Here is a 22,188-nt window from a genome sequence, read left to right on the forward strand (position 1 = left end):
GCGCGCCCGCCGCAGCGGACGCGCGCGGGGTTCTCAGCCCTGGGCCGCAGCCTCGGCGGCCGGCGCCTGCGCGCCTTCGGCCGGCGTGGCCGCGGCCGGCTTGTCTTCAGCCTTCTCCAGCGCGTGCTTGCCGTACCAGCGGCCGTCGAGGTTGACCATCTCGGTCTCGCCGGTCAGCGGGGTGTCGAGCAGCGTGTAGCTGATCTTGACCTTGGCGGTCTTGCCGTCGTTGGAGATCACCTCGGACTTGACCGAGTCCAGCGTCTGGTCGAGCGAGAAGCCGTACACGCCCAGCACTTCCTTCACGCCCTGGAAGCCGGTGCGCGCCTTCTCCATCGACTGCTCGTAGGTCAGCGCACGCGCCTCGTCGGCGCTCTTGATGTTGAGCGAGCGGGCGGTCTTGGTCACGATCGCGAGGACCTTCTTGACCGCCTCCGGATCGGTGAAGCGCGTCTTCTGCACCCAGGCGGCGAGCGCGTTGACCGCGGTCAGCGCCTGCTGCTTCTCGGCCTCGGACATGTCCTTGTTCTGCTGGATCATGCCCTGCAGCCAGCCGCTGCCCATCGAGACGTACATCGGGATCTGCTGCTGGTACGTCGCATCGAACGTCTTCAGCTGCGGCTCGAGCTCGGCGTACAGCTTGGTTTCGGCGTCCGGCTCGACCAGCTTGCCCATCGTGTCGGCGAACTTCTTGCGGTCCTCGTCGGTGACCGGCTCGGCGTCCTTGCCCCAGTCCGCCTTGGCCTTGGCGAACTCGGCCGGCGGCAGCGCGTGCTGCATCAGGCCGGCGAAATCGCCCTGCTTGAGCAGCGCGACGGACTTCTGGATCGACGCGTCCGGCCCTTCAGCCTTGAGGCTCGTGGAAGCCGCAGGTGTCGTCGAGTCGGCCGGCTTCTGTTCGCAGGCGGCGACGAAAACGATCAACGACGCCGCGAGCGCGGCGCGGAGGGCAGGCATACGCATCGGAAATCCCCGATTTCAGGAGTAGGAAGGGGCGGCACTTTAACAGCGCGCCAAGACGGCAGCCACCACGCGCGTCCCGGCAACAAAAAACCCGGCAAGCAAGCTTGGCCGGGTCAATCCGGCAGTGGCCGGAGGGGGAACCTGTACGTCGTTGTCTGGCGGACGGTAGTCGGGGCTTTTTAGGAATCGTCAACCGGAGTGTCGCGGGCAAATATACTTAAAGGACATTTCTGATGCAATACCTTAAGTAATGCACCGCAACTCATTGTTTTCATTGATTACTTGAGAAGCGCATCCATCTTCGCGCGCCGGCGCAGCTCCGGCGCCTGCGACCACTCATTGTTGAACAGCGCCGGTTCCCACGAGCCATAGGTCGGGTTGGGCAGCACGAACCAGCGCTGGCCGACCCAGTCCAGGTACGGCTCGACGGCCGCGCGGCGCCCCTCGGGCGTGTTCAGCACGTCGACGAAATCGCCGATCTGGTCGCCGAACTGCATCAGCACGCGGTACTTGCGCCCGACCAGCTCGCGCCGGCAGCCCTTCTCGCTGCCGTTCTGCTCGCAGCCCTCCACCACGGTGCCCAGGCCGAGAAAGGCCGAATCGCCTGCGACCGGGAAGCCGGCCTCGCGCAGGTTCTCCAGGGTCACCTCGTTGAGGTCCTGCGCGCGATTGGACAGGTAGAACACGGTCACCCCGCGCTTGGCCGCGAGCCTGGCGAACTCCAGCGCGCCCGGCAGGGCCCTGGCCGCCTTCTCGCGGCACCACTGTGCCCAGGTCGCCTCGTTGAACTCGCCGCCGCTCTGGATCAGGCGCGCCTGGTAGGGCGAGTTGTCGAGCACGGTCTCGTCCACGTCGACGATGACGGCCGGCTTGAGGCCCTTCAGCTTCCCCTTGCGGTCGCCCTTGGGCAGGGCGTCCCACTTCGAATCCTTCAGCGCGGCGGCGAGCTTCTCGCCCGCCTGGCGGTAGACCTCGCGATAGATCAGGTCGTGCTCGATCGCGGTCTGCGTCCACGCCACGGCATTGAGGTTGTCGTTGGCGGCGGGGCCGGCGGGCACGGCCGGGGCCGGCGCGACGGGCGCCTTGCGCGCGTTCGGCGCGCCGGCGCAGCCGGCCAGCAGCGCGGCGGAAAGAACGAGGGAGGCCGAAATCTTCGACATGCGAACTCCGGAAAAGGGCTGAGGATTGGATTTGCAACGGTCAGCGCATACGATCCGGCAAGTTTATGACAAGCCGTGAAGCGGACCCTCGCGGCGGATGCTGTCCCACACCGAGACGCCTATGGACTCGCCGTTCGGCTTCAGACTGCGCATCGCCAGCTATCTCCTCACCGCGCTGGCGCTGTTCCTGATCCTCTACCTGCACCTGCTGCCGGCCCTGCTCGCCGGACTGCTGGTGTACGCCCTGGTCAACGTGCTGGCGCCGTCGCTGCAGCGCCACCTGCCCGGCGCACGCGCGCACTGGCTGATTGTCGCCCTGCTCAGCGTGGTCGTGGTCGGCCTGCTGACGCTGGCGATCCTCGGCGCGGTCGGCTTCCTGCGCAGCGAGCTGGGCAATCCGAGCGCCGGCTTCGAACGGCTGATGCCGCTGATCGAGCGCGCACGTGCGCAGCTGCCGCAGGTGGTGGTCGACTACCTGCCCGACAGCATCGACGACTTCCGCGCCGCCGCGATCGAATGGCTGCGCGAGCACGCCGCCCAGCTCCAGCTCGCCGGCAAGACCGCCGCGCGCGTGATCGTGCACCTGCTGATCGGCATGGTGCTCGGCGCGATGATCGCGCTCTACAACGCGCGCCCGAACGGCCGCGGCGGCCCGCTGTCCGAGGCGCTGTCCGCGCGCTGCGCGAACCTGGTGGATTCGTTCCACGACATCGTCTTCGCGCAGGTGAAGATCTCCGCGCTGAACACGCTGTTCACCGGCATCTTCCTGCTGCTGGTGCTGCCGCTGTTCGGCATCAACCTGCCGCTGGCCAAGACCCTCGTCGTGGTCACCTTCATCGCCGGCCTGCTGCCGGTGATCGGCAACCTGATCTCCAACACGGTGATCTTCATCGTCGGCATGTCGATCTCGCTGGGCGTGGCGATCGCCGCGCTGGTGTTCCTGATCGTGATCCACAAGCTGGAGTACTTCCTCAACGCGCGCATCGTCGGCACGCAGATCCGCGCGCGCGCCTGGGAACTGCTGATCGCGATGCTGCTGATGGAGTCGGCGTTCGGTGCCCCCGGCCTGATCGCCGCGCCGATCTACTACGCCTACCTGAAGCGGGAACTGAGCGCGGCGAAGCTGATCTAGCGTCGGCCGTGTCCGGCCGCCATCTCTGGGTCGCGCGCATCCACCGCGTGCACGACCACATCGACGCGCATCTGGCCGAGCCGCTGGACCTGGCCACCCTGGCCGCCGTCGCGCACGCCTCGCCGTGGCACTTCCATCGCGTCTTCCAGGGCATGACCGGGGAGACGCTGGCCGGGTGCGTGCGCCGCCGGCGTCTGGAAACCGCCGCGCGGCGCCTGCTGGCGACGCCGCCGGAAGCGGCGCTGCGCATCGCGATCGAGATCGGCTTCGGTTCCGCCGAAGCCTTCACGCGCGCCTTCCGCACGCACTTCGGCGTCACCCCGACGGCGTGGCGCCGCGGCGGCTGGCGCGTCTGGTGCGACGCGAACCGGGCGCAGTTGCGCAAGCTCGATCAAGCGCTGCGCAAGACCGATCAAGTCGTCGCCGCGCTGTTCGACGAGGATGCCTGGACCCGGCCCGACGCGGCCGCTTCGGAGGATCTTCGCCCCATGCACGTCGACATCAGGACGCTCGCCCCGCAACGCGTGGCCTACCTGCGCTACACCGGCCCGTTCGCCAACGACGGCGTCGCGCGCACCTGGCAGCGCTTCGTCGCCTGGTTCGTGTCCCGCGGCCTGATGCAGCCGCCGCGCACGCGCTACGGCGTTTCGCAGGACAACCCCCAGATCACGCCGCCCGAGCATTGCCGCTACGACTGCTGCATCGCGGTCGACGAGGATTTCCGGCCCGAGGGCGAAATCGGCGTGCAGACGATCGCCGGCGGCACCTATGCCTGCGCGCCGTTCGACGGCGTCGCCGCCGACTTCAGCGGCGCGTGGATGCGCCTGTACGGCCAATGGCTGCCGGCCAGCGACTGGCAGGCCGAGGACCGCCCGCCGCTGGAGATCTATCCGGCCGACCAGATCCCCGACCCGCAGACCGGCCGCATCCGCTGCCTGCTGTGCATTCCGGTGCGGCCGGCCTGACGCCGGCGCGGGCCTAGCCGGCCTGCGCACGGCGCAGGCTGAGCGCGGTGCCGGCCGCGGCCACGACGATCGCCGCGATCGCCAGCCATTGCAGCAGGCTCAGGCGCTCGTCGAGGAACGCCGCGCCGGCCACCGCGGCGATCGCCGGCTCCAGGCTCAGCAACGTGCCGAACGTGCGCGACGGCAGGCTGACCAGCGCGATCATCTCCAGCGTGTAGGGCAGCGCGGAGCTGAGCACGGCCACGCCGAGCGCGAACGGCAGCAGCTCCGGCGACAGCAGCGTCGCGCCGGCGTGCGCGACGCCGAACGGCACCACGAGCAGGGCGGCGATGGTGGTGCCCCAGGTCACCGCGTCGGCGCCGTAGGCGTCGCCGGCCTTGCGGCCGAGCACGATGTACAGCACCCAGCCGACGCCGGCGGCGAGCGCGTAGGCCACGCCGACGGGATCGAGCGCCTGCGCCTGTTCGTGCAGCGGCAGCAGCATCGCCAGCCCCGCCACCACCAGCGCGATCCAGACGAAATCGATCCAGCGGCGCGAACCGAAGAAGGCCAGCACGAGCGGCCCGGTGAATTCCAGCGCCACCGCGATGCCGAGCGGAATCGTGCGCAGCGACAGGTAGAACACCAGATTCATCGCGCCGATCGCCAGGCCATAGCCCCACAGCGAGCGCCAGTCCTTGCGCGCGTGCGTATTGCGCCACGGCCGCCGCCAGGCGAGCAGGATCAGCGCCGCCAGGCCGAGCCGATAGGCGGCCGCGCCCTCGGCGCCGACCGCCGGAAACAGGTGCTTGGCCAGCGCGGCGCCGCACTGGTAGGACGCCATGCCGATCAGCAGCGCGCCGATCGCGAGCAGGATGCGCGAGAAATCCGAACGGGCGGACATGCGGGAAACCGCGAGCGGGAACCGCAGCGATGATCGTCGCACCAGCGCGCGAACGCCATCGTCCCACCCGCCCGAACCCGCCGACTGCTGACACCTTCCGTCAGCAGACGCGCGCAGATCCCGCCGGACTGCCCACTGTGCTCAATCCGCCAGCAGATTCGCCAGCCGCGCGATGTGCGAGGACGCCAGTTCCTGCCGGTGCGCGGCGTCCTGCTCGGCGTCGCGGCCGGACCAGTGCAGGTCCTCGCCCGGCAGCTCTTTCAGGAACCGGCTCGGCTCGTTGGCGAGGATCTCGCCGAAACGGCGCTTGCGCTTGGCGTAGCTCATCGACAGCTGCTCCTTCGCGCGCGTGATGCCGACGTACATCAGGCGCCGTTCCTCCTCCACGCGCCCTTCGGCCAGGCTCCCCTCGTGCGGCAAGGTGCCGTCCTCGAGGCCGACCAGGAAGACGAAGCGGAATTCGAGCCCCTTCGCCGAGTGCAGGGTCATCAGCCGCGCCGCGTTGCCCGGATCGTCGCGGTCGCCGTGGCTGAGCAGGGCCAACTGTGCGGCGAGGTCGCCGGCGGCGCCGTCCTTCTGCATCGCGCGGAACCATTCGGCCAGTTCCTTCAGGTTCTCCAGCCGCCGCTCGCGCAGCGCCGGTTCCTTGATCTGCGCGGCGACGTGCTCGGCGTAGCCGACGCGGCGGATCAGCTCCTCGACGAGATCCGCCGCCGCCATGCGTTCGGCGCGCGCGGCCAGTTCGCCGATCAGGCCGGCGAAGCCGACCAGCGACGAGGCCGAGCGCGCCGCGAGCTGGCCGAGCACGGCGTCGCTCTGCGCCGCACGCAGCAGCGACACGTGCCGCGCACCGGCGAGTTCGCCGAGCTTCTCCAGCGTGGTCGCGCCGATGTCGCGCCGCGGCAGGTTGACCACGCGCAGGAACGCCGCGTCGTCATCGGGGTTGTTGATCAGGCGCAGGTAGGCGAGCAGGTCCTTGACCTCGGCGCGATCGAGGAACGCGGTGCCGCCGGTCACGTGGTACGGCACGCGCGCCATGCGCAGCGCCTTTTCCAGCGCGCGCGACTGGTGGTTGCCGCGATACAGCACGGCGAACTCGTGCCACGGCGCCTTGTGCTTCTCGGCCAGATGCGCGATCGAACCGGCGACGCACTCGGCCTCGTGCTCGTCGTCGCGGCACTCCAGCACGCGGATCGGCGGGCCTTCGGCTTCCTGGCTCCAGAGCTTCTTCTCGAACACGTGCGCGTTGTGCGCGATGACCGCGTTCGCCGCGCGCAGGATGCGCCGGCCGCAGCGGTAGTTCTGCTCGAGCTTGACCACCTTCAGCTGCGGATAGTCCTTCGCCAACTCGGCGAGGTTTTCCGGATTGGCGCCGCGCCAGGCGTAGATGCTCTGGTCGTCGTCGCCGACCGCGGTGAACAGGCCGCGCTCGCCGGCCAGCGTCTTCACCAGCCGGTACTGCGCGCTGTTGGTGTCCTGGTATTCGTCCACGAGCAGGTAGCGCAGGCGCTCGCGCCAGGCGGTGCGCGCTTCCGCGTCGGTTTCCAGCACCCCCAGCGGCAGGCGGATCAGATCGTCGAAGTCGACCGCGTTGAACGCCGCCAGCCGGCGCTGGTAGGCGGCGTAGATCTCGGCCGCCTCGCGCTCGCGCGGGCTGGCCGCGCGCGCGGCGGCCTCGTCCGGCGTGAGACCCTCGTTCTTCGCACGCGACAGCAGCGACTGCAGTGCGAACAGCACGTCCGGCTTGGCGTTCTTCGGCGCCAGCTCCTTGACGATGCTCTGCGTGTCGTCGGCGTCGAGCACCGAGAAGCCGCGGCGCAGGTTCGCTCGCGCGTGCTCGAGCTGCAGGAATTTCAGTCCCAGCGCGTGGAACGTGCAGACGGTGAGGCCTTCGGCCGCGCTGCCGGACACCAGCCGGCCGACGCGCTCGCGCATCTCGCGCGCGGCCTTGTTGGTGAAGGTGATCGCGGCGATCTTCGAGGCGGAGAGGTTCCGCCGGCGGATCAGGTACGCGATCTTCTCGGTGATCACGCGCGTCTTGCCCGAGCCCGCGCCGGCGAGCACGAGCAGCGGGCCGTCGCAGTATTCGACGGCGGCGCGTTGTTGGGGATTCATGCTCATCGCGGCGGCGATTGTGCCGCGCCGGCGTGCCGGCCGACAGCTTGACAGGCCCGCGTTGGGGTTTTGCGCGCGATGTCGCGTAAGAGCCATCGACGACCGCCACCGGACATCCCGCCATGACCGCCCACTTCCGCCATCCTCTCGCCGCCGCGCTGCTGCTCGCCTTCGGCCATGCCGGCGCGGCGGCGATCGACGTCGACGTCGGCGGGGACATTCACGTCTCCGGCCGCTGCACCTTGCGCGAGGCGATCCTCGCCGCCAACACGCACGCCACGCCCGCGGACACGAACTGCGCCGCCGGGGACGATGGCGGCAATACGATCGGCATTGCGCCGTCGCTGTCGCCGATCGAGCTGACCGATGCCACGCTCGACATCGCCGACGCCGGCGGCACGACGACGATCCGTTCGACCGTCAGCGGCACGCCGGTCGCGGTGCGGCGCGTTTCCGGTACCGGTGCGGTGTTCAGCGCGAGCCAGCCGGTCCGCTTCGAGGATCTGTCGATCTCCGGCGGCCACGCCGACATGACCGGCGGCGGCATTTCCGCCGGCGCCACCACGGTCACGCTGACGCGCTGTCGCGTGTCGGGCAACTGGTCGAACTACTTCGGCGGCGGCATCCTGATTTCCGATGCCGGCACGCTCACCCTGATCGACAGCACCGTGTCGGACAACGCCACGGGGTCGCTGGGACTGGGCGGCGGCATCGCTTCGGACGACGCCTCCACGATCGCGCTGGTCGGCAGCACGGTGTCGGGCAATTCCTCCGGCGACGGCGGCGGCCTGTTCGTGTGGAAGGGGCGTCTGAGCCTGCGCAACAGCACCGTGTCCGGCAATACGGCGGCGAGTGACGGCGGCGGCATCGGCACCTACCAGCTCGACTCGTTCGAGCTGGTCCACGCCACCATCGCCGGCAACGACGCGCCGCACGGCGCGGGCATCCGCCTGTACAGCCGCGCCGCGCAGGGCACGACGCTGCTCGCCGAAGACAGCCTGTTCGCGGGCAATACCGGCTCGCCCGACATCGAGCATCTGGGCGGCGCCGACGACACCGTCACCGGCAGCGGCAACCTGATCGAACGGATCGGCGAGCAGGTCTCCTACCCGCCCGACACGCTGCGCTGCGACCCGCAGCTGGCGCCGCTCGCCGACAACGGCGGCCCGACGTGGACGCATGCGCTCCCCGCCGGTTCGTGCGCGGTCGATGCCGGCGGCGTCCAGCTGTGGTCGGACTACGACCAGCGCGGCGCGGGCCACCCGCGCTGGAAGGGCGCCGCGGTCGACATCGGCGCCTACGAATACGACCCGGACGACGTCGACGACCGCCTCTTCGCGGATGGTTTCGACTGACGTCGGCTAGACCAGGCGCAACGCGGCGGCGCAGTCCGCCTCGATCTTCAGCGTCAGCAGGTCGTCGGCGCGCGTGCGGCCGAGGTTGACCGCCGCGATCGGCTTGCCCAGGCGCGCCGCCTCACGCGCGAAGCGATAGCCGGAGAACACCATCAGCGACGAGCCGACCACCAGCATCGCGTCGGCCGCGGCCAGGTGCGCCTGCGCGCGCTCGACGCGCTCGCGCGGCACGTTCTCGCCGAAGAACACCACGTCCGGCTTCAGCAGGCCGCCGCAGTCGGCACAGGCCGGTACCTGGAACGCGGCGAAATCCAGGCCGTCCAGATCGGCGTCGCCGTCCGGTGCGTCGGCCGCGTCGAGCGCGGCCCAGTCCGGATTGCGCGTCTGCAGTTCGTGCTGGAACTGCGCGCGCGCCGTGCGCCATTCGCAACCCAGGCAACGCACTTCGTCCAGGCGCCCGTGCAGGTCGATCACGTGGCGGCTGCCGGCGGCCTGGTGCAGGCCGTCGACGTTCTGCGTCAGCAGCATCTCGACGCGGCCGCCGCCTTCCAGCCGCGCCAGGGCCTCGTGCGTGCTGTTCGGCCGTGCGCGGCCGAAGCGCCGCCAGCCGACCAGGCTGCGCGCCCAGTAGCGGCGGCGCGTCGCCGCATCGCCGACGAAGGCCTGGTAGGTGACCGGCGGCGGGCGCTTCCAGCCGCCCTCGAGGTCGCGGTAGTCCGGAATGCCCGACGCCGTGCTGCAGCCGGCGCCGGTCAGCACGAACAGGCGCCGATGGCGATCGAGGAAATCGCGCAGCTCGGTCGATTGGCGTGCGAGGTCCGGCATGGCCGAGCGCTCCGGCAGGGAAGAAGGCAAACCCATCTGCGGGCGGCCGACCGCTCGCTCAAGCGTGGCACCGGCGGCGCGGCGCGAGTATGGTACGCAGGCACCCGCGAATCTGCCGCTCGCGTGCGCGGCAGCATCGATCCTTTGCTGGGAGGAATCCACGATGACGCCGACGAACCGCTGGCTGGCCCTGATGCTGCTGGCCGGCTGCACGAGCACGGCCCTGGCCGCCCAGACCGGCTTGCGCGAGGACAATCCGCAGATCTTCGAAAGCGAAGGCTTCCTCAACGGCCATCAGGACATGGCCTGGCGCAACAGCGGCATGTTCGAATACAAGCGCCAGCGCTACGCGGATGCGGCGCGCTATTTCCGCGACGCAGCGTACTTCGGCGACAAGCCCTCGCAGGCGATGCTCGCGATGATGCTGTGGAACGGCGACGGCATCGACGCCGATCGCGCGCAGGCCTATGCCTGGATCGACCTGGCCGCCGAGCGCGGCTACGAGTCCTTCGTCGCCACGCGCGAGAAGTTCTGGGCCGCGATGAACGAGGACGAGCGTAGCAAGGCGCTCGAGTTCGGCCGCGGCCTGTACGAGAAGTACGGCGACGAACACGCGAACAAGCGCCTCGAATTCGAGATGGAGCGCAGCAAGCGCCAGATCACCGGCAGCCGCCTCGGGCGGCCCGGCACCCTCGTGGTGAACGTGCGCGGACCGGACGGGCGGCGTCTGCGCTCGGTCGACGGATCGCTGTTCTACAGCGCGAAGTACTGGAAGCCGGAGAACTACCGCGCCTGGCAGGACCAGCGCTGGGATCTGCCGGAGGGCAAGGTCGAGGTCGGCCCGGTGCAGCCGGCGGCAGAACCCGAGTAGCGGCAGGCACAACGTTCCGTCCGGGCGAGGAGGCACGCGGTGATCACGATGCGCCAGGTTGTCGCTTCGATCCTGCTCGCGATCGCGGTGACGGCGAGCGTTGGCGCCGCCGCCGGCGAGCGCGACGACGATCCGCTGGTCGTCAACAGCGAAGCCTTCCAGCGCGGCCATCCCGACATGCGCTGGCGCAACCTCGGCGCCACCCGCTACCAGCAGAAGCGCTACCGGGAAGCCGTCCGTCACTTTCGCGATGCAGCCCGCTACGGCGACAAGCCGTCGCAGGCGATGCTCGCGCTGATGCTGTGGAACGGCGATGGCGTCGAGGCCGATCGCGTGCAGGCCTATGCCTGGATCGACCTCGCGGCCGAGCGCGGCTACGGCTCCTTCGTCGCCACGCGCGAGAGATTCCGCACGGCCTTGAGCGAAGACGAGCGCCGGCGCGCGATGGAGCTGCGCAACGAGCTGTACGCGAAGTACGGCGACGAGCATGCCAAGAAGCGGCTCAATCTCGAAATGACGCGCGAGAAGCTCAAGCTCACCGGCAGTCATCTCGGCCGGCCCAAGGGCGTGCTCATGCTGCTGCCCGGCCCGGACGGGCGCGTTCGCGCGATTACCGATTCCGTGTTCTGGAATCCGCGCTACTGGAGCCCGCAGCAGTACTGGGCCCTGCAGGATCGCATCTGGGAGCCGTCGAAGGGTCGCGTCGACGTCGGGCCGGTGCAACCGGTCGACGCCGAGCCGGCGGCGGCGGAAAAACGCTGACGCGATCGTCGCCGTCGCCTGATCCGCCGCCACTCGGGCTAGGATAGCGACCCGCTCGAAGTCCCGCGTACGCGATGGCGAAACTGCATTTCTATTATTCGGCGATGAACGCCGGCAAGACGACGACGCTGCTGCAGAGCGCGTACAACTACCGCGAGCGCGGCCTGCGGCCGCTGATCCTGACGCCGCAGCTCGATACGCGCGCCGGCATGGGCGTGGTCGCCTCGCGCATCGGCCTGCGTTCGCAGGCGCAGCGCTTCACGGCGGACGACGACCTGCGCGCGCTGGTCGAGGCCGACGTCGCCGCGCACGGCCGGCTCGACTGCGTGCTCGTCGACGAGGCGCAGTTTCTTTCCAAGGCACAGGTGTGGCAGATCAGCGACGTCGTCGACGTGCTCGGCATTCCGGTGCTCGCCTACGGCCTGCGCACGGATTTCCGCGGCGAGCCGTTCGAGGGCAGCCGCTACCTGCTCGCCTGGGCCGACAGCCTGGTGGAGATCAAGACCATCTGCCACACCGGCAAGAAGGCCACGATGGTGGTGCGCGTCGACGAGCACGGCCGCGCGGTCACCGACGGCCCACAGGTTGAGATCGGCGGCAACGACCGCTACGTCTCGGTCAGCCGCGCCGAGTTCAAGAAGATCATGGCCGGCGAGAGCGCGGTCGAACTGCAGCAGGCGGTGCTGCCCCTCGACGCACCGAAGGCGAAGACCTGAAGGAGTAAGGATGAGCGAACCCCATTGGCCGCGGCCGCAGTGGCACGACAGCGGCGACGAGGCCTTCCTGCTGTGGTTCGTGTTCGGCGATTTCGGCCAGGATCTGGCCATCGACGCCGAGCGCTACCGCACCCGCGGCACGCCGCCCGGCATCGAGATCGTGCGCTACGTCAACCGCGAACTGGCCAAGTGGGACGGCTATCCGCTCGCCGGCACGCTCGGCCGCCTGCTGTGGGGCGAGAACGCGCACCTGTTCGAGCAGGCACAGCAGGCCGGCGAATGCGTGATGCTGCGCGGCGCGATCGCCGATCCCGCCGACCTCGACGGCCTGCGCGACCTGGTCGGCACGATCACCGCGCTGACCGACCGCGGCGGCGTCGCCGTGCTCGATCCGCAGACGCTGTCGATGTTCGACCCGGCCGAATGGCGCCGGCGCTACTTCGCCGACGACGCGTTCAGCACGCGCGAGCACGTGTTGATCCTGCACAGCGAGGACGAGCAGAACGAAGGCCGGCACTGGGTGCACACGCGCGGCCTGCGCAAGTTCGCGCGCCCGGACGTGAGCATCCGCAACGTACCGGCGGCGGCGATCAACGCAGCCGGCGAACTCGCCGACCGCTTCGCCGATTTCCAGGCGCGCGGCGGCATCGTCGAGGACGATCGGGAAATCATCGTGGACGGCATACCCGAAGGCATGCGCGTGCGCCACGCCGGCTCGCCCGAGGATCCGGACTTCAACAACCGCCACCTCTCGCTGCACTGGCCGGAGTAAAAAAAAGGCCGCGCGCGCCGAAGCGCGCACGGCCGGGGCTCCCCGCCCGTTAAGGTCCGTCCTGCGTGACCGACTTATCGATGCGGTCCTGCTTCTTGTTCTCGCTCAGTGGGCGCACCGGTGCGAGCTCATTGTGCAATACGCACTTTCGCGGCGAAAAAGGACATTCGACGCGACGGGCGATCGCCTTCCGTCGCCGACGCGCGCGCAAGTGCCTGTCTTTCCTACATTCTTCGCTCGATCACGTAGTCCACGCAGCCCGGGGCAAGGGCGGCGGCCGTCGCGGAAACGACCACGTAGTAGGTCGCCGGCGCGACCGGGGCGGGACGTCCGCCCCAGGGCGGGTAGGTGAACTGGAACGGCGGCAAGGGCACGTCCGCCCACAGGACATTGCTGTCGCTCGTGTCGTCGAAAGCGACGATCGGGGCGTGGTCGTCGCAGGTGTCCAGCAAGGCGACCATGACGGATGAGGACACGCCGCCGAGCACCGCGACGGCGATCTCGTCGGTGACGCCGCCGCCCCGGTCGGGCGTGGTGAAGCGGTACACGACGTCGGCGTAGGGGCTGTCGACCAGGCCTCCCCAGAGGTGGCCCAGCGAATTCCAGCCCGTGCAGGTATCGCCGGTGATGGACTGGTTCGCCGGCAACGGCAGCGGCGACTGGCACGTCTGCGCCGCGACGCGACCGGCCATGCAGGCGAGCAGGATGCCCGCGACCAGGGTCGCGGCGCGGATCGGGTTTTCGGCCGACATGGGATCGCTCCTTCGCGAGGGTCGCCGACGCGGCGACTTCGACCTGCTCCATGACCAACGCAGCCGCGAGCCCGCAACGCACGCCGTTCGTGCGCAGGTTCGTCCCCGCGCCGCCCCGACGCCGGCAACCGGCGTTACCGAACCGTTACCCGTTCGTAGTTGCGGCGTCCCTTTCGCACCTGCACTGTTGCATCCGGCCTTGAACCCGTCGCTCCGCCGCGAGAGGGCTGCCAGCGCATTCATCGGACGAGGAAGCAGGCACGTATGCCCAAGCAAGTGAGCCTGGTGGTGGGAGCGGCGGCGATCCTCGCCGCCGCGTTCGCGTGGTGGGCGTTTCCCCGGGCCGGCCGGGATACCGGAGCGACGCGCGATACGTCGCCTTCCGCCGCACCGGCGCAAGGCTCGTCGACACCCGCGCCGAACGCCGGGCGTCGAGCCGTCGCTGCGGCGTCCCGATCGGTTTCCCAATCGCTCGACCCGCGCCCCTTCATCGAGGTGCGCGCGGAGCTCGAACGCCTGGCGGAGGCCGGCGACGCGCACGCGGCGCTCCGCCTCGGCCGCACGCTCGCCCAGTGCAACGGCTACGTGCCGATGACCGACGCGCAGCTCGAAGACTTCGTCGTCGACGTTTCGGCCGTCGGCATGTCCCTCGTCACTTCCGAAGGACGCCAGCAGACGCCCGAAGCGCTGCTGGAAACCCTGAAGCTGGGCTTCGCGCAGAAGCGGCTCGATTGCCGCGACACCGGCGCGCTCCACGACGCGGACGCGCGCACGAAGGCGCTGCGCTGGATCGAACGCAGCGCCGCGCTCGGCAACGCGGATGCGCAGGCCTTGTACGGCTCGACGGCGTTTTCGTCGTACGACGCGCGCGACGCGCTCGTCGACGCCGAGAACCTGCGCGAGCACAAGCGGCGCGCGATCGACTACCTGCAAAAATCGCTGGCGCAAGGCGACGCGCTGGCCCTGCTCGAACTGCACCGGAGCTATTCCACCGGCACCTTGTACCCGGCCGACGCCGCGGCGGCCTACGCCCATCTGTACGCCTACTCGCTGACGCCGCGCGCGTCGGAACTCGCGCCGGAACTGCTCGAACGGACGCTCGCCTCGCACGCCAAGGCGCTCGATGCGCAAGGCCTGCAGCGCGCGCGCGACGAAGGACGGCGCCTGGCGGCCTGCTGCGGCGGCGCCGCGGGGGAGGCGCCATGAAGCGCTCCACCCAGGTGCTGTGGTTCGCGGCGCTGGTCGCGATCTTCGTCGCGTTCAGCTGGCTCGACCGTCGCCTCTCCTCCCCGCCCGATACGCCGCCTTCCGATCCCGCGCCGGTCGCGACGGCGAAACCGCTCCCGCCAACCCCCGCCCCTCCCGTGCCCGCCGCCGCCGAGCCGGTGGCGGCCAGGCCGGCGGACCTCCCATCCCGGGAACTGCCGCCCTGGGACATGCCGCTCGACCAGGCCGTACCACGCCTGCGCGAACTGGCCGATGCCGGCGACAGCTGGGCGCAGCTCGAACTGGCGAGCCGGCTGCACGCCTGCACCCCCGCCGAGCAGCGGCAGGCGGAAGCCTCCGACGAAGAGGATCGACAATCCATCGAAGAGGACGCGAAGAACGATCGCTGGACCGAAGCGCAACGCGCGGTTCGCACACGCAATGCGCAACGGCGCATCGACGCGAATGCCGCCGTGCGCGCGGGCTGCGAAAAGACCCCTGCGGATCTGCGCGCGCACTGGCTCGACCCGCTCGACCGCGCGGCCGAGGCCGGCAATACGGCGGCGATGCGCGGGTACGCGAAACTGGCGATCGAGCAGTACGCCTTAGTGAACGCCGTCGTCGCGGATGTCGACGATGCGATCGTCCGCCGCGACAAGGCCCGCGCCTATCTGCTGAAAGCGGTTCGGCGCGGCGATGTGGAAAGTCTCGTGGATCTCGCCGAGGCCTATTCCGCGAAGCCCGCCACCGCATTGCGGCTGTTCGCCGCCGATCCGCTTCAGTCCTACCTCTACGCCTATGCCGGTTCGCTGACCCACGGGCTTGCGCCCGTCCAGTACGGAAACCTCGAAGCGGTCATGGACGAGAGCGCGAAGTCCCTCGACGCGCGGCGGCTGGCCGATGCGCAGGCACGCGGCCGGCGCATCTACGAGCAATGCTGCGCCGGGAAGTGAGCGCGACGGCGCATCGGGCCTAAGCGCGGGCAGCGCGGAAGGGCGCTTGGTCCGTCATTGCTTGACCAGTTCCACGCGCCGGTTGCGCGCGCGGCCTTCCTCGCTGTCGTTGGACGCCAGCGGCGAGGCGCTGCCCATGCCTTGCGCGAGCAGGCGTTCGGCGGCGATGCCGTGCTGCGCGGCGAGCGCGGCGACCACCGCATCGGCACGCCGCTGCGACAGCTCCAGGTTGTGCGCCGCACCGCCGACGTTGTCGGTGTGCCCGACCACCATCAGCTTCAGCGCCGGGTCCGCATTCAGCAGCGCGGCGATCTCGCCGAGCTGGGCGGCCGAATCCGGCCGCAGCGTGGCCTGGTCGAAATCGAACAGGATGCCGTACAGCGCCACCTTGCCGCCGCTGGCGATCGCGCTGCCCAGGTCGGCGGCCTTGACCGTGACCATCTTCTGCTCGCGCGGCTTGGCCTCGAGCGTCACCACCAGCGCGAGCGTGCGCCCGTCGAAGGCCTTGCAGTAGAGGCCGTCCTTCGCCGTCCAGGCGAGCACGGCCACGTGCGTCTCGACGCCGCCGCGCTCCACGCGCAGGATCGTGTAGCGCGGATCGACGCGATCGGTGGTGACCGCGCAATAGGGATTGCTGAACGCCTTGGCGTCGATGCGGTCCTTCGGGAACAGCAGGTCGCCGATGCCGACCCGTCCGCCGCCGTGGCCGGCGCCCGAGCTCGTGTCGCCGCCGCAGGCGTCGCCGCGGCATTCGAACAGGCGCTGCCCGCCGGCCTCCTCGATCGCCTGCTGGTAGTTGCGCACCGCCTCCAGCGGCGTGCGTTCCGGCGGAAGGAGATAGACGCTGCGCGTCAGCGTGCCCTCGAGCATGCGCGTGTCCTTGGCCGCGAACACGCGGTTGTTCATGCCGTCGCGCTGCTCCGGCTCGACCAGCTCGAGCGCCGACGCCGGCAGCGCGATCTCGTCGTACGCGCCGGCCCGGTACTCGACGATCAGGCTGCCTTCGTAGCGGGCCAGCCCGGCCGGATCGCGCGCGCCCTTCATGTCGGCCTCGGGCAGGACCGCATTGGCCAGCGCCAGGGCGGGAACGAGCCCGCAAAACAGGGAAAGGACGGAAAGGACGGTGCGCATCGGCAAGCTCCGGCGAAAGGTTCCCCGGTAGTACGCACAACGGCGCCGAAGCAGGACATCGGCGCTGGCCGGGTGGTCGCTGGCTTCGCGTAGGCGCCCTAGCGCTGGCAGCGCGGACAGAAGAAGGTCGAGCGCTGGCCGAGCACGATCGCGCGGATCGGCGTGTCGCAGACGCGGCACGGCTCGCCCTCGCGTCCGTAGGCGAACAGTTCCTGCTCGAAATAGCCGGGCAGTCCGTCGGGGCTGATGAAGTCGCGCAGGGTGGTGCCGCCGCGGCGGATCGCGTAGGCGAGGATGCGCTTGACCTCGTCGGCGAGGCGCGCGTAGCGCTCGCGCGAGATCGCGCCGGCCGGGCGCCGGGGATGGATGCCGGCGGCGAACAGCGCCTCGCTCGCGTAGATGTTGCCGACACCGACGACGACGGCCTGGTCCATCAGCAGCAGCTTCACCGCCGCCTTGCGCCCGCGCGAGCGTACCCACAGCAGGTCGCCGTCGAAGTCGTCCGACAGCGGCTCCGGACCGAGGCCGGCGAGCAGCGGATGCGTCTGGCCGCGCGGCTGCCACAGCTGGCTGCCGAAGCGGCGCGGATCGGTGAAGCGCAGCACCTGGCCGGAATCCAGGCGCCAGTCGACGTGGTCGTGCGTGCCGACCGGCGTCGACGCCGGCAGCACGCGCAGCGAGCCGGACATGCCCAGGTGCAGCAGCGCGCTGCCCGGCTCGGTATGCACCAGCAGGTATTTCGCGCGCCGCTCGACGTCGAGGATGCGCTGCCCCGGCAATGTCTCGCGCAGCTCGGCCGGCAGCGGCCAGCGCAGACGCGGCTGGCGCACGTCGAGGCCGACCACGGTGCGGCCGAGCAGGTGCGGCGCGAGGCCGCGCCGCGTGGTTTCGACTTCGGGCAGTTCGGGCACGTGCGATCCCGCGGTTTCGGTACGCGTGTAGTTTGAGGCAGGCCGGCACGATGCAAGCAATGCAGCGCGACCGCCGCCGACCACCGCGTTGCGCCAGGCGGCATGGTAAACCGCGGCTTCTGCTCGGTAACCTCGTGTTTTGACCGGTGCCATGCGCGGTTCGGGCGCTGCGAAGGTCGCTGCCGACCCTTGGCGGGCGTACGTTGATGCGGCTCGACGACCCGGAACGGAACGCGAGGAACCCAATGGCGGACCATACGGAAATGGATGTTGCGCCATTCGGCCGTCTGCGTTACGGCCACGAGTATGGTGTCGAACACTGGCGGGGGCGTGTCGCTCTCTCCTGTTTCGAGCCGCCTTTCGCCGTGATCGTAAGAGCAGGGCGCTCGGGACCTTCGCCGCGTCAGACGGCGGCGATGGCCGGCCTCGCGGCGAACGCAGATGCCATCCGGCGACAAGCGACCGGGCCCATGGCCGAGCTGCATCGCCAGAGCGGGCTGTGCTCCCCGGCGATGGACGCCGGGGACGACGAGGTGCGGTCCCTGCTCCGGCCCGAGGAGATCGAAGTGTCGGATGACCGCTACTTTCGCGATGGTCGCATTGCCATCGTGCTGATCTTCGGCTCGACGCTGGAACCTGATTTCGCCCCGGCCATCGAGACGGCCGACGGGGACTTCCGGCAAGTTCTATCCAGCACCTGATGGGCCGGCCGTCGCTGCCGCCCTGGCGTGGACATGGGTTTCCCTTTCTCCGTTCCCGGCCGGCAAGCAGGGAAGGTAATTGCGTTCGTACGAAACTCGAATCGAAGATGCCCTAGCGCGACGGCGCGGCGACTTCGTTTTCCGGCGCGGCGAACAGGCGCGCGCTGAAACGGTCGGGCACCAGCGCGACGGCGCCGTCGACCTCGACGTAGCGGTCGCCGTGGATCGCGTCGGTGGTGCCGAACTTCAGCGTCGTGCCGTCGAGCACCAGCGTGGCCAGCGGCGGATCGAGGCTGAGCTTCTTCGGATCGAGTTCGCCGGCGGCGTGGCGAAAGCGCACCGGCGCGCCGGCGATCGCGACCAGTTTCGCGACGGCGGTGGCGTCGGCTTCGCGCGCGTAGGGTTCGAGCATGCGCCACTGCGTGCCGTCCTTCTCGAAGCGGCGCGGCGTGCAGCCGTCGCAGGCGACCGCCACCGCGCGCACGGCGGCCGGATCGATCGCGGTCAGCGGCTCGGGCGCGAGCGTGTCCTCGTGGCGCAGCTGCGCGTAGACGATCGCGCCGAGCGCGGCGGCGAGCGCGAGCAGGATCAGCTGCGTGCGCGTGCGGCGTCGCATCGCGGGCTCAGCGGCGTGCGTCCGGCGCGCCGCCGCGCCGGCGCCGCCACGCGATCCACGTGCCGCAGCCGGCGAGCAGCAGCGGCAGGCCGATCAGGAACACCAGGCCGAGCGCGCTCAGCTGCGCCTGCGTGAAATCCAGCGTGCGGTCCGCCGCGACGCGGTCGGCGATCGCGATCTGCGCGTCGTCGCCGAGCAGCCAGTCGAACACGCGCTGCCCGAATTCGCGATTGCCGCCGTTGCCGAGGAAACTGTTGGAGAGGAAATCGCCGTCGCCGATCACCACCGCGCGCTGCTCGCGGCGGTCCGGCCGCGGCGACACGCGCGTCAGCGCGAAGCCGAGATCGAGCGGACCGGGAATCTCGCCGGCGTCGGCATCCTGGCGGATCGTGTCGCCCGCCTCGCCGGCCTTGGGGATCGTGCCGGTCTCGTTCCAGGATTTTTCGCTGCTGCGCAGGATCGGCTGCGCATCCCAGCGCGACTGCGACAGCCTCGCCAGCGCGACCGGCTGCGGGAACAGCGTGGTCAGCGCGAAATCGCGCGTGATCGCGTGCGGCGGATAGGCGGTGAGCGCGACGAAGCTCGGGTCGCCCAGGCCGAGCGCCTGCCCGCTGCCGTCGACCAGGGTGCCGGGCAGCAGGCGCAGGCCGAGCGCGGCGGCGAGCCCGTCCAGGCCGGCGGCCTCGTCCGGCTCGGCCAGCCACAGCAGCGCGCCGCCGCGATCGAGATAGTCGACGAGTTCGGCCGCCACCGCGTCCGGCACCGCCACCTGCGGATCGGCGATCACCACCAGATCGGTGTTCTCCGGCACCTTGCCGACGTTCGCCAACGGCAGCGGCACCGCGCGCAGGCCGCGTTCGGCCAGCGCGCCGACGAACTGGCCGAGGTCGGCATTGGCCTTGCCGAGCGGCTGCCGTTCGCCCTCGCCTTCGAGGAAGGCGACGATGCGCTCGCGCGCGCGCGACAGGCGCAGCAGCGTGCTGGAGAACTCCGCCTCGCCGAGCACCTTGAGGCGTTCGCGGCGATCCTTGTAGCGGATCTCCATTTCGCCGTCGACGTTCACGCCGGCCGCGCGCATCGCGCCGGGATCCTCGTCCGGATCGACGAAGCGCAGGCTCAGGTCCGGCTTCACGCGGCGGTAGCGGTCGACGAAATCGGCCACGACCTTGCGCAGTCCGCCCTGCCGGCGCGCGTAGCTGATCACCTCGACCGGCGCGTCGAGCGATTGCAGCATCGCCACCGAAGCCTCGCCCAGGCTCGCGCTGCGCTCGCGGCTCCAGTCCGCGACGACCGCGTAGCGTGTGCTGAGGAACGCGATCGCCGCCGCGACCAGCAGCAGCAGCGCGGCGTGGACGAGGTTGCCCAGGCGCTCGCTCATGCGTCTGCCCGGCTGCGCAGGGTGTCGAGCCGGCGCGTCGCCAGGGCCAGCGCGACGAAGACGAGCAGCGCGAAATAGACCACGTCGACGCTGCCGACCAGGCCGAGGAAGAACGGCTGCAGGTGCGTGGGCAGGGCGAAGTAGTTGACCGCGGCGGTGTCCACGCCCTGCAGGCGCGCGCCGGAGTCGACGACGGCGAGCAGGCTGGTGATCGCCAGCGCGGACGCGGCGGCCAGCGCCGGCTGCGCGGTCCACACCGAGCAGGCCACGCCGATCGCGCACAGCGCGGCGGCGTACAGGACCAGGCCGAGCAGGGCCGCGGCGAGCTTGCCCGCATCCAGCGCGGTGCCGAAGCCGAGCGCGAGCGGCATCAGCGCGACCAGCACGGTCAGCACGAGCACGAAGCCGAACGCGCCGAAGTACTTGCCGAGCACGATGCGCAGGTTGCCGACGCCGCTGGCCAGCAGCAGCGGCAGAGTCTGCGCACGGCGCTCGCCGGCGAAGCTGCGCATCGTGACCAGCGGCACCAGCAGCACCAGCAGGGTCGAGTAGCCGCGCAGCAGCGGAATCGCGACGAGGTCGGTCACGCCCGGCGCACCCTTCAGCCCGCCGAGCTTGGGCGCCAGTTCGAGGAATCCGTCGATCGAGAGCAGGAACTGCCACGCCATCAGCGCGACGACGATCGCCGCCAGCCCCCAGGAGAACGGCTGCACCGCGAGGCGGCGCCATTCGTGGCGCGCGATCAGCGCGGCAGCGTTCACGCGGCCTGCTCCGGCGCGTCGGCCGCGGCGACCGCGAGGAACGCGCGCTCCAGCGAACCGTCCTCGGCACGCAGTTCCTGCAGGCCGAAGCCACGCTCGACCACCGCGCGTGCGAGCGTATCGACGGCGACGCCCGGGCGCAGCTGCACGCGCCAGCGGCGCGGTTCGAGCGCTTCGGCCGAGGCGACCAGATCGAGCGCCTGCCAGTCGACCGCGTGCACGATCTTCGCCGTGCCGACGAGGAAGGTGTCCTGCGCCTGCTCGCCGGGAGTACCGCCGTAGCGCAGCTCGCCGCGATGCAGGATCGCGACGCGGTCGCAACAGGCGGAGACGTCCGGCAGCACGTGCGTGGACAGCACCACCGCGTGCTCCTCGCCCAGCCCGCGCACCAGCTGGCGCAGCTTCAGCGCCTGCACCGGATCGAGTCCCGAGGCCGGCTCGTCGAGCACGATCAGTTCCGGCTCGTGCACGATCGCCTGCGCCAGACCGACGCGCTGGCGGAAACCTTTCGACAGCGCCGCGATCGGGCGCCGCCGCACCTCGCCCAGTTCGCAGCGCTCGATCGCGCGTCCGACCGCCGCGGCGACCGCGCCGCGGGCGAGACCGCGCAGACGCGCGCAGAAGGCGAGGAATTCGGCCGGGGTCAGCTCCGCGTGCAGCGGCGGCACTTCCGGCAGGTAGCCGATGCGCCGCCGCGCCAGCTCGGGGTATTCGTACAGGTCCTCGCCGCCCAGGCGCACGCGGCCGCGGCTGGGCGCGAGCACGCCGGCGATCATGCGCAGGGTGGTGCTCTTGCCGGCGCCGTTGACGCCGAGCAGGCCGAGCACTTCGCCGCGGCGCAGTTCCAGGTCCAGCGCGCGCACGACCGTGCGTCCGGCCAGTACCCGGCTGACGTCTTCGAGGGAAAGCACGGGAGCGGTGGCGTTCAAGGGCCGGGACGAGTGTACGCGGCGGGCGGAGCGCGATTGTTCCGGTTCGGTGCCCGCGCGGGCAAGACGCGCGCGCCGATTGTGCGGATTGCGCCGGTGCGGATTTCCGTGCGCGGCGCGTCTTTCCCGCCGGCCGGCCACGCCCAGGCGCAGGGCGGCACGCCCGCAACCGGCTGTTCGCTCAAACATTTGTTCGATAAATCCCGGCCGAAAGCGACGAAGACGAGGCCGAAGACGAAACCACGCGAAAACGCTCGTGAAACTTGAACCAGCGCAATGGCAGCGCCATGTTGCCGCGCGTATAGTGCACTTTCACTCCCTCCTTCCGCAG

Annotated in this window: 23 protein-coding genes; 11 read left to right on the forward strand and 12 right to left on the reverse strand. The window is 70.3% G+C overall.

Features of this window, described 5'->3' with window-relative positions; all coding sequences use genetic code 11:
* Positions 1-33: 33 nt before the first annotated feature.
* The gene (locus ACFO6Q_RS01810; protein ID WP_380018776.1) at positions 34-957 is read right to left on the reverse strand and encodes a hypothetical protein; all 924 of its coding nucleotides are present in this window, start codon (positions 955-957) and stop codon (positions 34-36) included.
* A 284-nt stretch (positions 958-1,241) separates the two neighbouring features.
* Complete coding sequence (locus ACFO6Q_RS01815; protein ID WP_380018777.1) at positions 1,242-2,123, reverse strand: 5'-nucleotidase, lipoprotein e(P4) family; 882 nt, start codon at positions 2,121-2,123, stop codon at positions 1,242-1,244.
* Between the two features lie 97 nt (positions 2,124-2,220).
* Here ACFO6Q_RS01815 and ACFO6Q_RS01820 point away from each other — a divergent pair, with 97 nt between their 5' ends.
* Both ACFO6Q_RS01820 and ACFO6Q_RS01825 read left to right on the forward strand, forming a co-directional pair.
* Complete coding sequence (locus ACFO6Q_RS01820) at positions 2,221-3,255, forward strand: AI-2E family transporter (RefSeq protein WP_380018778.1); 1,035 nt, start codon at positions 2,221-2,223, stop codon at positions 3,253-3,255.
* An 8-nt stretch (positions 3,256-3,263) separates the two neighbouring features.
* Entirely contained in the window at positions 3,264-4,220 is a 957-nt protein-coding gene (locus ACFO6Q_RS01825) for an AraC family transcriptional regulator (RefSeq protein ID WP_380018779.1), read from the forward strand.
* A 13-nt stretch (positions 4,221-4,233) separates the two neighbouring features.
* Here the strand turns inward: ACFO6Q_RS01825 and ACFO6Q_RS01830 are convergent, their stop codons facing one another.
* A complete protein-coding gene (locus tag ACFO6Q_RS01830) occupies positions 4,234-5,103 on the reverse strand; it encodes an EamA family transporter (protein ID WP_380018780.1) in 870 nt (289 codons plus the stop codon).
* 141 nt (positions 5,104-5,244) lie between these two features.
* The gene (locus ACFO6Q_RS01835) at positions 5,245-7,224 is read right to left on the reverse strand and encodes a UvrD-helicase domain-containing protein (RefSeq protein ID WP_380018781.1); all 1,980 of its coding nucleotides are present in this window, start codon (positions 7,222-7,224) and stop codon (positions 5,245-5,247) included.
* Positions 7,225-7,340: 116 nt separating this feature from the next.
* Here ACFO6Q_RS01835 and ACFO6Q_RS01840 point away from each other — a divergent pair, with 116 nt between their 5' ends.
* Entirely contained in the window at positions 7,341-8,573 is a 1,233-nt protein-coding gene (locus tag ACFO6Q_RS01840) for a choice-of-anchor Q domain-containing protein (RefSeq protein WP_380018782.1), read from the forward strand.
* A 6-nt stretch (positions 8,574-8,579) separates the two neighbouring features.
* Here the strand turns inward: ACFO6Q_RS01840 and ACFO6Q_RS01845 are convergent, their stop codons facing one another.
* On the reverse strand, positions 8,580-9,398 hold the full coding sequence (locus ACFO6Q_RS01845; RefSeq protein ID WP_380018783.1) for an NAD-dependent protein deacetylase: 819 nt from the start codon (positions 9,396-9,398) through the stop codon (positions 8,580-8,582).
* Positions 9,399-9,561: 163 nt separating this feature from the next.
* Between ACFO6Q_RS01845 and ACFO6Q_RS01850 the strand changes: the two genes are divergently transcribed.
* The 4 genes from ACFO6Q_RS01850 (at position 9,562) to ACFO6Q_RS01865 (ending at position 12,519) form a co-directional block, all read left to right on the forward strand.
* Positions 9,562-10,269: an SEL1-like repeat protein gene (locus tag ACFO6Q_RS01850; protein ID WP_380018784.1), complete on the forward strand. Its 708-nt coding sequence runs from the start codon at positions 9,562-9,564 to the stop codon at positions 10,267-10,269.
* A gap of 39 nt (positions 10,270-10,308) precedes the next feature.
* Positions 10,309-11,031 (forward strand): tetratricopeptide repeat protein, encoded by a 723-nt coding sequence (locus ACFO6Q_RS01855; RefSeq protein WP_380018785.1) that lies wholly within the window; start codon positions 10,309-10,311, stop codon positions 11,029-11,031.
* Between the two features lie 74 nt (positions 11,032-11,105).
* On the forward strand, positions 11,106-11,747 hold the full coding sequence (locus ACFO6Q_RS01860; protein ID WP_380018786.1) for a thymidine kinase: 642 nt from the start codon (positions 11,106-11,108) through the stop codon (positions 11,745-11,747).
* A 10-nt stretch (positions 11,748-11,757) separates the two neighbouring features.
* A complete protein-coding gene (locus tag ACFO6Q_RS01865) occupies positions 11,758-12,519 on the forward strand; it encodes a hypothetical protein (protein ID WP_380018787.1) in 762 nt (253 codons plus the stop codon).
* A gap of 224 nt (positions 12,520-12,743) precedes the next feature.
* On the opposite strand, the gene ACFO6Q_RS01870 is transcribed toward ACFO6Q_RS01865, so the two are convergent.
* The gene (locus ACFO6Q_RS01870; RefSeq protein ID WP_380018788.1) at positions 12,744-13,271 is read right to left on the reverse strand and encodes a hypothetical protein; all 528 of its coding nucleotides are present in this window, start codon (positions 13,269-13,271) and stop codon (positions 12,744-12,746) included.
* Between the two features lie 264 nt (positions 13,272-13,535).
* On the opposite strand from ACFO6Q_RS01870, the gene ACFO6Q_RS01875 reads away from it, so the two are divergent.
* Positions 13,536-14,477 (forward strand): SEL1-like repeat protein, encoded by a 942-nt coding sequence (locus tag ACFO6Q_RS01875; protein ID WP_380018789.1) that lies wholly within the window; start codon positions 13,536-13,538, stop codon positions 14,475-14,477.
* Positions 14,474-15,430 carry a hypothetical protein gene (locus tag ACFO6Q_RS01880; RefSeq protein WP_380018790.1) on the forward strand — a complete coding sequence of 319 codons (957 nt, stop codon included), beginning with the start codon at positions 14,474-14,476 and terminating at the stop codon, positions 15,428-15,430. Before ACFO6Q_RS01875 ends, ACFO6Q_RS01880 begins: the two co-directional genes overlap by 4 nt.
* Before the next feature lie 54 nt (positions 15,431-15,484).
* Here ACFO6Q_RS01880 and ACFO6Q_RS01885 read toward each other — a convergent pair whose 3' ends face one another.
* Complete coding sequence (locus ACFO6Q_RS01885) at positions 15,485-16,561, reverse strand: OmpA family protein (RefSeq protein ID WP_380018792.1); 1,077 nt, start codon at positions 16,559-16,561, stop codon at positions 15,485-15,487.
* Positions 16,562-16,659: 98 nt separating this feature from the next.
* Positions 16,660-17,472 carry a bifunctional DNA-formamidopyrimidine glycosylase/DNA-(apurinic or apyrimidinic site) lyase gene (mutM, locus tag ACFO6Q_RS01890; protein WP_380018793.1) on the reverse strand — a complete coding sequence of 271 codons (813 nt, stop codon included), beginning with the start codon at positions 17,470-17,472 and terminating at the stop codon, positions 16,660-16,662.
* 470 nt (positions 17,473-17,942) lie between these two features.
* Between mutM and ACFO6Q_RS01895 the strand changes: the two genes are divergently transcribed.
* Positions 17,943-18,173: a hypothetical protein gene (locus tag ACFO6Q_RS01895; RefSeq protein WP_380018794.1), complete on the forward strand. Its 231-nt coding sequence runs from the start codon at positions 17,943-17,945 to the stop codon at positions 18,171-18,173.
* Positions 18,174-18,285: 112 nt separating this feature from the next.
* On the opposite strand, the gene ACFO6Q_RS01900 is transcribed toward ACFO6Q_RS01895, so the two are convergent.
* The 4 genes from ACFO6Q_RS01900 to ACFO6Q_RS01915 are packed head-to-tail and all read right to left on the reverse strand — an operon-like array spanning position 18,286 to position 21,839.
* Positions 18,286-18,789, reverse strand: a complete 504-nt coding sequence (locus ACFO6Q_RS01900; protein WP_380018795.1) for a hypothetical protein — start codon at positions 18,787-18,789, stop codon at positions 18,286-18,288.
* A gap of 7 nt (positions 18,790-18,796) precedes the next feature.
* Positions 18,797-20,167, reverse strand: coding sequence for a GldG family protein (locus tag ACFO6Q_RS01905; RefSeq protein WP_380018796.1), 1,371 nt, complete (start codon positions 20,165-20,167; stop codon positions 18,797-18,799).
* On the reverse strand, positions 20,164-20,928 hold the full coding sequence (locus tag ACFO6Q_RS01910) for an ABC transporter permease (protein ID WP_380018797.1): 765 nt from the start codon (positions 20,926-20,928) through the stop codon (positions 20,164-20,166). Before ACFO6Q_RS01910 ends, ACFO6Q_RS01905 begins: the two co-directional genes overlap by 4 nt.
* Positions 20,925-21,839: an ABC transporter ATP-binding protein gene (locus ACFO6Q_RS01915; protein ID WP_380018798.1), complete on the reverse strand. Its 915-nt coding sequence runs from the start codon at positions 21,837-21,839 to the stop codon at positions 20,925-20,927. The genes ACFO6Q_RS01910 and ACFO6Q_RS01915 overlap by 4 nt, the downstream gene beginning before the upstream one ends.
* A gap of 54 nt (positions 21,840-21,893) precedes the next feature.
* Here ACFO6Q_RS01915 and ACFO6Q_RS01920 point away from each other — a divergent pair, with 54 nt between their 5' ends.
* Positions 21,894-22,124: a hypothetical protein gene (locus ACFO6Q_RS01920; protein WP_380018799.1), complete on the forward strand. Its 231-nt coding sequence runs from the start codon at positions 21,894-21,896 to the stop codon at positions 22,122-22,124.
* The last annotated feature ends 64 nt before the right edge of the window (positions 22,125-22,188 follow it).

The sequence above is a fragment of the Dokdonella ginsengisoli genome (genome assembly GCF_042652785.1).
Taxonomy (GTDB): Bacteria; Pseudomonadota; Gammaproteobacteria; order Xanthomonadales; family Rhodanobacteraceae; genus Dokdonella_A; species Dokdonella_A ginsengisoli.